General features: G+C 37.5%; 10 protein-coding genes and 1 riboswitch. Of the genes, 7 read left to right on the top strand and 3 right to left on the bottom strand.

Annotation, left to right across the window (positions count from 1 at the left end; genetic code table 11):
* Positions 1-54: 54 nt before the first annotated feature.
* Positions 55-1,314 (top strand): alpha/beta hydrolase family protein, encoded by a 1,260-nt coding sequence (locus PVA17_RS23215; protein ID WP_274069125.1) that lies wholly within the window; start codon positions 55-57, stop codon positions 1,312-1,314.
* A gap of 117 nt (positions 1,315-1,431) precedes the next feature.
* Here PVA17_RS23215 and PVA17_RS23210 read toward each other — a convergent pair whose 3' ends face one another.
* Positions 1,432-1,881, bottom strand: coding sequence for a MarR family winged helix-turn-helix transcriptional regulator (locus PVA17_RS23210; protein ID WP_274069124.1), 450 nt, complete (start codon positions 1,879-1,881; stop codon positions 1,432-1,434).
* 284 nt (positions 1,882-2,165) lie between these two features.
* A riboswitch (cobalamin riboswitch) is annotated at positions 2,166-2,342 on the top strand.
* Between the two features lie 114 nt (positions 2,343-2,456).
* Here PVA17_RS23210 and cobT point away from each other — a divergent pair.
* Entirely contained in the window at positions 2,457-3,512 is a 1,056-nt protein-coding gene (gene cobT / locus PVA17_RS23205; protein ID WP_132357306.1) for a nicotinate-nucleotide--dimethylbenzimidazole phosphoribosyltransferase, read from the top strand.
* A 184-nt stretch (positions 3,513-3,696) separates the two neighbouring features.
* On the opposite strand, the gene PVA17_RS23200 is transcribed toward cobT, so the two are convergent.
* On the bottom strand, positions 3,697-4,302 hold the full coding sequence (locus PVA17_RS23200) for a trimeric intracellular cation channel family protein (RefSeq protein WP_274069123.1): 606 nt from the start codon (positions 4,300-4,302) through the stop codon (positions 3,697-3,699).
* Between the two features lie 445 nt (positions 4,303-4,747).
* Between PVA17_RS23200 and PVA17_RS23195 the strand changes: the two genes are divergently transcribed.
* The 3 genes from PVA17_RS23195 to glnA all read left to right on the top strand — a co-directional run bounded on the left by PVA17_RS23195 (position 4,748) and on the right by glnA (position 8,061).
* Positions 4,748-5,998 (top strand): methionine gamma-lyase family protein, encoded by a 1,251-nt coding sequence (locus PVA17_RS23195; protein ID WP_274069122.1) that lies wholly within the window; start codon positions 4,748-4,750, stop codon positions 5,996-5,998.
* Positions 5,999-6,267: 269 nt separating this feature from the next.
* Positions 6,268-6,642 carry a MerR family transcriptional regulator gene (locus PVA17_RS23190; RefSeq protein ID WP_132357303.1) on the top strand — a complete coding sequence of 125 codons (375 nt, stop codon included), beginning with the start codon at positions 6,268-6,270 and terminating at the stop codon, positions 6,640-6,642.
* Between the two features lie 84 nt (positions 6,643-6,726).
* On the top strand, positions 6,727-8,061 hold the full coding sequence (gene glnA / locus PVA17_RS23185) for a type I glutamate--ammonia ligase (RefSeq protein ID WP_132357302.1): 1,335 nt from the start codon (positions 6,727-6,729) through the stop codon (positions 8,059-8,061).
* Between the two features lie 129 nt (positions 8,062-8,190).
* Here the strand turns inward: glnA and PVA17_RS23180 are convergent, their stop codons facing one another.
* On the bottom strand, positions 8,191-8,583 hold the full coding sequence (locus PVA17_RS23180; RefSeq protein ID WP_274069121.1) for a CotD family spore coat protein: 393 nt from the start codon (positions 8,581-8,583) through the stop codon (positions 8,191-8,193).
* A 798-nt stretch (positions 8,584-9,381) separates the two neighbouring features.
* Here PVA17_RS23180 and PVA17_RS23175 point away from each other — a divergent pair.
* Positions 9,382-10,737, top strand: a complete 1,356-nt coding sequence (locus PVA17_RS23175) for a YjiH family protein (protein WP_132357860.1) — start codon at positions 9,382-9,384, stop codon at positions 10,735-10,737.
* 167 nt (positions 10,738-10,904) lie between these two features.
* Entirely contained in the window at positions 10,905-11,462 is a 558-nt protein-coding gene (locus PVA17_RS23170) for a hypothetical protein (RefSeq protein WP_248718275.1), read from the top strand.
* Positions 11,463-11,638: the final 176 nt, after the last annotated feature.

Raw genomic sequence — 11,638 nt, 5'->3', positions numbered from 1 at the left:
AATGGAATTTAAAAAAGCTGCCGCCTGCAAAATACAGACAGCAGCTTCAAAAAGATGCCTAACCTTTTTTTAAATGTCCTTTACAAAGGGTACATTTTAAAGCTTTTATATATTTTGTTTATTTTCATTTATTCGTTCAGCAGCTTCGGTTTAGTCACGATCATGCCTGTATTTCATCTTCCAAAGCCTTTAGGTTCTTTTGAAGTAGGTATGAACTCAAGGTATTTGATAGACGAATCCAGACATGACTCGGAACAAAAAGCTCATGAATTAATGATACAAATATGGTATCCGGTAGAGGTAAAAGATGGTGCACAGGATAGTCATTATGAATCCTTTCCTTACGAAGAATGGTCGGGGACGATGGAATTCATTTTTTCTGTTCCACGTTTTTTATTTGAGTATTTGAAGTATGGACAAACTAACAGCATAAAAGATATAGCAGTATCCAATCAAGAAGATAAATATCCGGTTCTATTATTTTCTCACGGCTTTGGCAGTACTAGAATGCAAAGTTACTCCCAAATGGAGGAATTAGCAAGTCATGGATACTTTGGTGTCAGCGTTGACCATATAAATGATGCAGCCTATACGAAGTTCCCAGATGGTCGGGAAATCTTGAACCAAACAGACGCATATTCTTATTCATTTAATATTGAAGACGAAAAAGATGTTAAAACACGATCAAAAGATATGAGCTATGCGCTAGATCAATTATCAATGATAAATGATAAGGATCCTCGGGGTTTATTTACTGGAAAGATGGACATGGACAGAATCGGCATATTTGGTCATTCATATGGAGGTTCGACAGCTGCTCAAGCATTGTTGGATGATAGTCGGATTTCTGCAGGAATCAACATAGATGGACCTTTACATGAACCGGTGGCCAGCTCAGGTTTTGAACAACCTTTTATGTTTATTTTAAATGAAGACTATCTCTATATATCCGATGAAGAAATTCAATATACGAATATCACCTCGGAGGAATTTCAAAAGTATCATAATAAAATTACAGAGCTTGCTGATTTTCACTATAAAGAGGGAATAAAGGGAGACACTTTTATGCTTACTTTTATCGCAGGAGATCATTATACGTTTACAGATTTCCCCTTCCTATCTCCTTTATTGTCATGGAATATTGACGTAAATCAATTTCATCAAGTAATGAATCGCTATATATTGGCTTTCTTTGATCACTATGTGAAAGGTGCAGATCCTGATGTATTGCTTAATAAAGAGAAAAAGGAAGATAAGTTTTACTATTATAAAACTAATATAAAAAGTGATTTAACGGATGAGAATAATAAATAGTTAAGTTTGGTTAACTAAACAGTTGTATCTCCTTAGTTTAGGACATCCAAAAAGAAAAACTCCTTTTGGTAGGTGAGAGGCGATTGCTTGTCCACCTACTATAAAGGAGATTATATTTTAACGCTCATTGTCTTTTTTAGACTCGACAATCTTACTTAATGTATCAAGAACATTTTTTAACTCTTTTAAGCTTACTTTCGAATAATATTTTTCTACAAGAATGTCGTCAATTTTTTTTAGAAGCTGATGAAACTCTTTGCCCTTTTCCCCAAGATAAATAAAGGTCTCTCTACGGTTGATTGAATTCTCTTGACGATATATCATTTTCATTTCTTCGAGCTTTGAAATTACTTGGCTAACTGCACTTTTGGAAATATCAAAATGATTTGCGATATCTTTCGCAATGACCGGCTCATGGTGAATGATATAAGACATAATAATTTCTTGTTGAGGCGTTAAGTGAAAGTTCGCTAGTTCCTCAACCTCTTTGGTTTCTTGTAAAACTAACAACTTGAATTGTTCGAATTTTTGATTAATTTTGTCTGTAATTATTAAATAGTCATGCACAGATGTATCATCCCTAATTCATTTTAAAGGTTTTGGTTAAGTTAATATTACTTAACTATTATATATTTGTCAATTATTAAAGATTTTCGAGAGATATGAAAAAAAGTTGTTTAAATAAAACCTTACACAATAGATCGATTACGTGAATATGAGATATAATATTCGCTTTCTTGTCCCGGCTGATTCTTGAGTCACTTGGAAAGTCAGACTAAGAAAAGTTGGCAAGAAATATGCGATTCCACTAATATATTGACACAAAAACTACTTTGACGTAGATTTAAAGTAATTGCATAAAAGCATTAGGTGCCCATTGCGGGAGAATAGGGAATAAAGTGAAAAGCTTTAGCGGTCCCACCACTGTAAAAGGGAGTTTCATAGAGAATGCCACTAGCATCGTTCTGGGAAGGTTCTATGAAATGTTGAAATTGAGCCAGGAGACCTGCCTATCTGCTTCGGTTATATAGACGATGGAAAAGTCTGTAGTTTATTTGTTATGGAATAAACTACAGGCTTTTTATTTTTTCTCTAAATCATTCTTCAAGTTACAAGGGCAAAAAAGGAAGGGGAAATTTTCAATGCAATTATTACAACAGACGATTCACAACATTCAAAGTGCTGACTACAAAATGATGGAGAAGGCACGGGAACGCATAGATGCACTTTGCAAGCCACCTAGAAGCTTGGGGAAACTGGAGGCCCTTGCTGTGCAGCTATCCGGAATTACAGGCGAACTATTTCCTGCGATTGATAATAAAGCAATTATTGTCTGTGCAGCAGATCATGGTGTTTGTGATGAAGGGGTAACATCTAATCCACAAAATGTGACAGTCTTTCAAACATTAAATTTTCCTAGAGGCGGAACTGGTGTCTGTGCTATCGCAAAAATCACAGATGCAAAAATTGTTACAGTTGACGTTGGCGTAAAAGAAGATATTCCTCTTGATGCTGGTGTTATCGTAAAAAAAATTAAATATGGCACGGACAATATGGCAAAGGGCCCTGCTATGTCAAGGGAAGAAGCCATTCAATCTGTTGAAGTAGGAATTGAAGTAGCTACGGAAGAAATAAAAAATGGGATAAATGTACTCGGGACAGGTGAAATGGGTATTGGTAATACAACACCGAGTGCTGCCATATTATCGGTTCTTTGTGAATGTCATCCGAATGAAGTGACAGGCTTTGGTGCAGGTGTTGGACCAGGGGGGATAGCGCATAAAGTACAAGTCATTTATGATGCTATTGCATTAAATGAACCAAATCGTGATGATGCTATAGATATTCTTGCAAAAGTTGGTGGATTAGAAATAGGTGCTATGGCTGGGGTGATACTTGCTGCCGCTGCACATCGTAAACCTGTTGTTATTGATGGTTTCATTTCTACCATCGCTGCCCTTATCGCTTATGAACTTGAACCTAACGTAAAAGACTATATCATTCCTTCGCATGCCTCTGAAGAACCAGGTGCAAAAATTGCCGCTGACATGCTAGGAGTTGAACCGATGTTACAGATGAATATGCGATTGGGGGAGGGCTCTGGTGCAGCTTTAGCCTTTCCCATTTTGGACGCAGCGTGCTCTATGATGAAAAATATGGCTACTTTAGAAGAAGCAATGTTGCTGTTGAAAAAGTAACTTTATTACGCGGATCACGGTGTGTGATAAACGAAGTCGTGGATAGAACAGCCAAAGTGATGGATAGAACCGTCAAAATCGTGGATAGAGCAGCCGAAGTCGTGGATAGAACCGCTAAGAAAAAATGAATTTAAAAATTCAAGCCCAAATCTCAGATTTGGGCTTTTATTATGCAACAGTATAACTATGCTCGATTCAACTTCCGTAACGGTAAACGCCATTTCTTCATATATGAAAGTATTCTTAGTACTGTGATCACACCAAATAATACATATAAAAAGATATCCCCTGAAAATAGTTGAAGTCCTATGATAAGCCCGGCTAATGCTGCCCAAACACCATAGATTTCTTCGCGGAGGACTAATGGTTGTCGTCTAGCTAATAAATCGCGAATAATTCCACCACCTGACCCTGTTAAGACAGCAGCTACAATAACTGCACTGATAGGCATGTCGAGCTTCACAGCATAAAGGGCACCTTGAATCGCAAATGCCGATAATCCAATAGCATCAGTGACATTACCCCAACGATGCCAATGCTGAATGAGTCGATGTGGAAATAAAAAAAAGAGCGTAATAGCTGCAATGGCAATTTGGAACATTCTATCCTGCCCCCACAGTGTTGTTACAGGTAAACCTATAAGTAAGTTTCGTATAGCTCCACCACCAAAAGCAGTTACGATACCGAGTATATATACACCGAATAAATCGTATTCTTCCTCCATTGCAATTATTGCCCCGGAAATTGCGAAGGCAATTGTGCCAATGATACTAAAAACCTCCCAAGCCAACCCTTTCACCCCTTATGTGAATAAATCATTTTATGTTGTTGTAGATTAGTTACTGTATCTACAAGTTTTCGCAAAAAAAGCATCGACTTATGATTTGGAATTATCAGATACTAAATATTTTATTATAGCAGAATTAAAACTTTAAGTTCGTAATTCAACTTCTTTTCAGCAAATGTTTTGTGTAACGTAAGTGAAACGGCAGTTACAGAAATATCCCAGCACTATAGGTGGATGAGATAAATGCGGATTTAAGTTACTTCAAGGTATCCAAGCACCCTGTGCCTGTCGCAAAAGCATCGCTAAAAAGAAATGAAAGCCTTCGTTGGATGTCACGCAATTATGCCGAGTCCTGATCTTAGTGCCTAATGAAATTAGCAAGCTTTGCAGGCAAGCTCACAAATTGTTAAGATAAGATTTGAACAAATGTGAAATGGAGAAGAACAGTATGACTTTTACAACCAATTTATCAGAAGAAACACTAGCATTAGCTGCTAAAATAGAAGAAAAGGTACGCCCTTTTCATGCAAAGGTAGAAGACATGGCGTTCTTCAATCAACAAAAAGTGCTTGCCGCGTTCCGAAAGCATCAAGTAAGTGACTATCATCTGCACCCGTCTAATGGTTATGGCTATGATGATGAGGGGCGTGACAATCTAGAACGAGTTTATGCAGAGGTCTTTGGAGCGGAGGCTGCCATTGTACGTCCGCAAATTATTTCTGGTACACATGCAATTACACTTAGCTTATTCGGAGTACTACGTCCGGGTGATGAATTACTTTATATTTCGGGTCAGCCTTATGATACATTGCAATCAATAGTGGATGGTGGCGATAAAGATACTGGCTCGTTAAAAGATTATAAAATCGGTTATAGCCATGTGGATTTAATCGATAATCAAGCGATCGATTGGGAAGGTGTTGCAGCTGCAATTACACCAAACACAAAAATGATTGCTATCCAACGTTCGAAGGGCTATGCAACACGCCCATCCTTTACCATTTCGCAAATTACAGACATGTGTGCAAAAATCCGTGAATTAGCACCGGATGCAGTTATTTTCGTTGATAATTGCTACGGTGAATTTGTTGAGGCACAGGAACCGACAGAGGTTGGGGCTGATTTAATAGCAGGCTCACTCATTAAAAATCCTGGCGGTGGCTTAGCGAAAATTGGTGGTTACATTGCTGGCCGTGCAGATTTAGTAGAAAAATGTGCTTATCGTATGACATCACCAGGTATAGGTGCTGAAGCAGGAGCAACATTAAATACGCTTGGTGATTTCTATCAAGGATTTTTCCTTGCACCACATGTTGTATCTCAAGCTTTAAAAGGTGCGATTTTCACGGCTGCTATGCTAGGAGAAATTGGTATGATTACATCACCCAGCTATGATGCTAATCGTACAGATTTAATTCAATCGGTTTCTTTCCAAACTGCAGAACAAATGATTGCCTTTTGCCGTGAAATTCAAGCGAATTCACCAGTTAATGCGCACTATGCACCTGAGCCCGCTTATATGCCTGGCTATGAGGATGATGTCATCATGGCAGCTGGAACATTCATTCAAGGTTCTAGTATTGAGCTTACAGCAGACGGTCCTATTCGTCCGCCATTTACAGCATTTATTCAAGGTGGGTTAACATACGAACACGTAAAATTTGCAATTTGTAGTGCTGTTCAAAAAATCCAAAAATAGGTAAATAAAAAACTATTCAAAATTTCTATTTTGAATAGTTTTTTATTTATAGATGAAAAGACGTAGAAATGTATTAAGACATCGGGCGCCCCGGGGGAAGCACCAAGTCGGAACGGAAATCAATCTCCACGTTAGGATAATAATCTTCATTTTTTATAATTATTGTCATTTCGAAAAAAATATTTTAACACATGTCAGGAAACCTTACATGAGTGGTTGACAGTGTAATTTTTTCGTTATATTATTAGCAGGTATTGGAGGGGACTTAAATGAGTCGTGAAATTAGACGAACTATGCCGTTATTATCTATGAATATCGTAATGCAATTGACCGAGCTGTCGGCACGTCAGATTCGTTATTATGAAGAACACCATTTAATTGAGCCGCACCGAACAGAAGGTAACCGTCGAATGTTTTCATTAAATGACGTCGATGTATTGCTAGAAATAAAAGATTACTTGGAACAGGGTATGAACATGGCAAAAATTAAAAAGCTGTTCGCTAAAAAGAATGAACCTGTTTCAACAGATGAACAAAATTTAAGTGACTCAGAATTGCGTCGCATCATGCGTGAGGAAATGCTTCAAGCGCAGCGCATGCAAAAATCATCCATCCGTCGTGGGGATTTATCTCGATTCTATTAATAAAAAGCAACATCGTTAATTACTTTATTAATAGGGTAGGGTAATGATAAAAAAGCTAGACATTTTATAGGAGTGTGGAAAACTGTGGGTAAATACACAAAAGAGGACATTAAACGTCTAATCGAAGAAAAAAACGTAAGCTTTATTCGTCTACAATTTACAGATATTCTTGGCACAATCAAAAATGTTGAGATTCCTGTAAGCCAATTAGACAAAGCTCTAGAAAACAAAATGATGTTTGATGGCTCATCTATTGAAGGCTTCGTACGTATCGAAGAATCAGATATGTATTTATATCCTGATTTGGATACTTTCGTAGTGTTCCCTTGGACTTCTGAAAAAGGGAAAGTAGCACGTTTCATCTGTGATGTATTCACTGCTAAAGGCGAGCCGTTTGCTGGTGACCCACGAAACAACTTAAAACGTATCCTTAAGAAAATGGAAGACATGGGCTTCACAAGCTTCAATTTAGGGCCTGAGCCAGAATTCTTCTTATTTAAATTAGATGCAAAAGGTGAACCGACACTAGAAGTAAATGACCACGGTGGTTACTTCGACTTAGCACCAACTGATCTTGGCGAAAACTGCCGTCGTGATATCGTATTAGAGCTAGAAGAAATGGGCTTCGAAATTGAAGCATCTCACCATGAGGTAGCTCCAGGACAACATGAAATTGACTTTAAATATGCAGATGCAATTACAGCTTGTGACAATATCCAAACGTTTAAATTAGTTGTTAAAACAATTGCTCGTAAACACGGTTTACATGCTACATTTATGCCAAAACCATTATTCGGTGAAGCAGGCTCTGGTATGCACTTCAACGTTTCATTATTTAAAGGCAAAGAGAATGCATTCTACGATGAATCTACTGAACTAGGTCTTTCTGAAACGGCGATGCAATTCATGGCAGGTGTCCTTGCTCACGTTCAAGGCTTCACAGCAGTGACAAACCCTACAGTTAACTCTTATAAACGTCTTGTACCGGGTTATGAAGCGCCATGTTACGTAGCATGGTCAGCTCAAAATCGTTCACCACTTATCCGTATCCCATCAGCACGCGGTCTTTCAACTCGTGTAGAAGTGCGTTCTGTGGACCCATCTGCTAATCCATATTTAGCGATGGCTGTTATTTTAGAAGCTGGTCTTGAAGGTATTCGCCGTAGCTTAACACCTCCAGCAGCTATTAACCGTAACATTTACGTGATGTCTGATGAAGAGCGTAAAGCGAATGGTATCGCAAACTTACCAGCAGCACTGGACGATGCTTTAGTATTACTTGCTCAAGATGAAGTAGCGCAAGCAGCTTTAGGTGAGCATATCTATGCAAACTTTAAAGAGGCAAAAGAAATCGAGTTTGACATGTATCGTACAACCGTACACCAATGGGAACGCGATCAATATTTAAAAATGTACTAAAAATAGTAACCGAGTACCTAGTAAAGGTGCTCGGTTTTTCTTATGATCAATAGTAAAGATAGAAGTAGGTAAGCAGTATGCTATAAAAAAATGAAGCGATGAGGTATTTCTAACCCCATCGCATATTTTTTAATAGCCCATATGATGATGACCCATATGATGACCCATATGATGGCACATATGATGATGGTCCATGTGATGGTGTCCCATATGATGGTGTCCCATATGATGATGTGGCATATGACAAGGATCAGGTGGCATCTCGCAAAGTGTATGAGTTTCGCAACATTCTTCCACTACACATTCAGTGCAAGGGAAATGATATTGATGATCAATTATATGTTTGTTAACTGTTGTAATATGTGCTGGTTGTACATGAGGTACGACCGTATGGATGTAATTAGTGCGAACAAATTCCTCTGGTAGACAAAAGTGTGGTGGTTCAAATTGAGTTGGACAATGCTGTGGTGGACAACAATGTGGACCTGCATGGTGATGATGATGATGCATACGTCTATGCATGGTAAAACCTCCTGTTTTGATAAGTTGTGGTTCATAATTAACATATGAGATGAAAGACAGTATGGTCTATTTGTATGCCTATTAAGGGCTGGTTAAATCTCTTAGGCAATAGATTAATGGAGAGTTTCACCCTCAGAGGATGTTTGGACACCCGCTGAGAGAACTTAAAGTGTCCGGACGCAAATGTGCAAATGGCTTCTTTTAAACAATGTAAAATTGAGCATTGTTGAAAGGTAATGATACGAAGAAGAAGTGTGGATAATTAGAAGAAAATTATCACAATAACAAATTTTTATGGATTGAATAAAAATGCATTTTGTTGTAGAATTAACCGATGTATTGTTGGTTTATGATATTTTATAGCTATGACTTAATGAATAGAAATTTTGCATTGCGGATGTTAATTATAAAAAAGTATGTTTGGGCATTCCTTTATTACTTTTTAGAGGGATGTTTTTTATTTTATCCGCGCATTAACGAACAGTAATTTATCTGTACTAAAAAGAAGCATCAGGTAACATTGCTCTCGCCTAAAGTAAAAAGAGTGGGAGATTAACGGCTCGTAAATGCCTAATCGGTAAAGACTAATATTTCAGTGAGGAATAAAAAAATTCCTACTGATTAAAGTCCAGATATACATTTCTTGGCGGATGTCACGGAATCACAAAGGAGTTCGGTTTGTGCAAGCATAAAGCCGATTCCGGACGGGAATTATGCCGAGGTAAAATTTGATCAGTCCATAACTAACAAGCTTGATATATAGAACTTCGAAAACCTAGAGAAATGAGGCTTTAAATGATGAAAAAATATCCTACTTCTACATACTTTTTCTTCATAATTCCGTCTCTTATTGGTGTCCTGTTATTTATGACACCAGTCTTAACGGAAGATGGATGGAAAGTTCCAATTGCTATTTTAGCAAAGTTACTAGCAGGTTTTATTGCTCCGGTTATTAGTTATTTTACTATATTTATTTTTGCGATTTCGGCAATTGGTTCACTCATTGCCAAATTTATTCCGCGAAATAATTCAAAAGAGCCTAGTATTTTAGATACATTATTTTATGTCAATTGGTTTTGGACAATTATAAGAGTCATTGGTTTAGTATTTGCCTCAATGGTTGTCTTTGATTTTGGACCATCGGCGATTAATAATGAAAATACTGGTGGATTATTAATGGACCCTGACAGTGGTTTAGTAACATTTTTATTTACGATTTTCTTATTTGCAGGCCTACTATTACCGTTTTTAACAAACTTCGGCTTGCTTGAATTTTTCGGAACGATGATGGTAAAAATTATGCGTCCTCTCTTTAAAAGCCCTGGTCGCTCATCGGTTGATGCACTTACATCGTGGGTTGGGGATGGAACAATTGGTGTTCTGATGACGAGTAAGCAATATGAAATGGGGAACTACACGAAAAAAGAGTCTGCCATTATTGCAACGAGCTTCTCGGTAGTATCTATCACATTCTGTATCGTAGTATTAGATACAGTGGATTTGTCACGCTATTTTATTCCATATTACTTAACAGTAGTTCTTTGTGGTCTTGTGTTAGCGGTAGTAATGCCACGAATTTTCCCGCTGGCTAATAAGGAAGATACTTATATCGACGGAACACCAGTAGATTTATCGCGTGAGGAATTACCAGAAGGTTATAATTCTGTGTCACATGGCTTAGAAAATGCTTTAACTGTTGCGCATGCAAATCGTGACCCACGTCAATTTTTGAAAGATGGCATTAGAAATGTTTTGGATTTATGGGTTGGTGTAGCACCGGTTGTTATGGCATTTGGTACGGTTGCTTTAATGCTTGCTGAATTCACTAATGTTTTTGCATTTTTAGGAAAGCCGTTTGAACCTATTTTAACAGTGCTTGGTTTACCGGAAGCAGCTGAGGCAGCGCAAACGATGGTTGTTGGCTTTGCTGATATGTTCCTACCTTCAATTTTAGGAGCAGGGATTGAAGCTGACACTACACGATTTGTAATTGCTGTCGTTTCTGTAACACAGCTTATTTATATGTCTGAAGTTGGTGGACTTATTTTAGGGACAAAAATTCCACTTAAATTTTTTGATCTAGTTGTTATTTTCTTAATACGTACGATTATTTCTCTACCAATCGCAGCATTAGTTGCACATATACTCTTTTAGACTAAAAAGGCAATTGTTCGAACTTATTAACGCGAACAATTGCTTTTTTCTTTATCTATATCGCGCGTAAATACGTAGGAATAATGAATAAATAACAGAATACAACTTGACACATAATTTCATTGAGTTGGGAAAAACTACACGTAAAGTGATACTGAGGTGATAAAATGGACAGAATTTTTTCTCTCTGCTTAAGTTCCTGTTTTTTATTATTTTCTCAACCAAGTGATGCCTATATCAATGATTCGCGCAGTTCTTATGAAGAAATATATCCAGAGATAGGCTATAAAACGGTTGAAGCAGCTGCCTCCGATTTTGAAAGGCACTTTCATCAAGGGCTAAAGCTACCACTTCGAGTACCTCCTATTAGTTTTACACATCATTTTGGTCGATTTAATGATCTTGATGATGATATGAATGATTTTTTTGAAGCGACATTTATTAATCATCAGCTTCCTGAGCATTATTATAAAATAACGGTTCGACCTATTGAGTTTAAGTTCCCGTCTAAAAAAGAAAATATAGTAAAGACATTCAAGTTGAAAAACGGAACGACTTCCATTTATATGGAAATATCAGGTTTTAATGTTCTTGCTTTTAAAAGAGAAGATTGGCAATACATGCTGTGGATTGATAAAAGGGTTTCAAATAAAGTGACACCTGAAGTTTTAGTTGATATAGCTAATTCCATTGACTATACAACGCAAGAGGATGAACATGGATAATAAAAAATGCCAAGACCTAGGCTGAGTGCACTGAAAAAGTCTATATCTTCTCACATTGCGAGGTATTCAACGATTATATCGTTGAATACCTCGCTTTTTTCATTTGGCACTGTGACTCTACTGTTGTTTTCCGAAGCATTCCGCTCGCTTTCCGCGGGCGAGCGCCGAGCCTCCTC

Source organism: Lysinibacillus sp. CNPSo 3705 (assembly GCF_028674935.1).
GTDB lineage: Bacteria > Bacillota > Bacilli > Bacillales_A > Planococcaceae > Lysinibacillus.
This window is presented reverse-complemented; position numbering and strand designations above follow the sequence as displayed.

Bases quoted from the DNA above. Each gene is read 5' to 3' on its own strand.
- cobT (WP_132357306.1), top strand. From the start codon at position 2,457: ATGCAATTATTACAACAGACGATTCACAACATTCAAAGTGCTGACTAC.
- PVA17_RS23175 (WP_132357860.1), top strand. From the start codon at position 9,382: ATGAAAAAATATCCTACTTCTACATACTTTTTCTTCATAATTCCGTCT.
- PVA17_RS23190 (WP_132357303.1), top strand. From the start codon at position 6,268: ATGAGTCGTGAAATTAGACGAACTATGCCGTTATTATCTATGAATATC.
- PVA17_RS23195 (WP_274069122.1), top strand. From the start codon at position 4,748: ATGACTTTTACAACCAATTTATCAGAAGAAACACTAGCATTAGCTGCT.
- PVA17_RS23170 (WP_248718275.1), top strand. From the start codon at position 10,905: ATGGACAGAATTTTTTCTCTCTGCTTAAGTTCCTGTTTTTTATTATTT.
- PVA17_RS23215 (WP_274069125.1), top strand. From the start codon at position 55: ATGCCTAACCTTTTTTTAAATGTCCTTTACAAAGGGTACATTTTAAAG.
- PVA17_RS23180 (WP_274069121.1), bottom strand. From the start codon at position 8,583: ATGCATAGACGTATGCATCATCATCATCACCATGCAGGTCCACATTGT.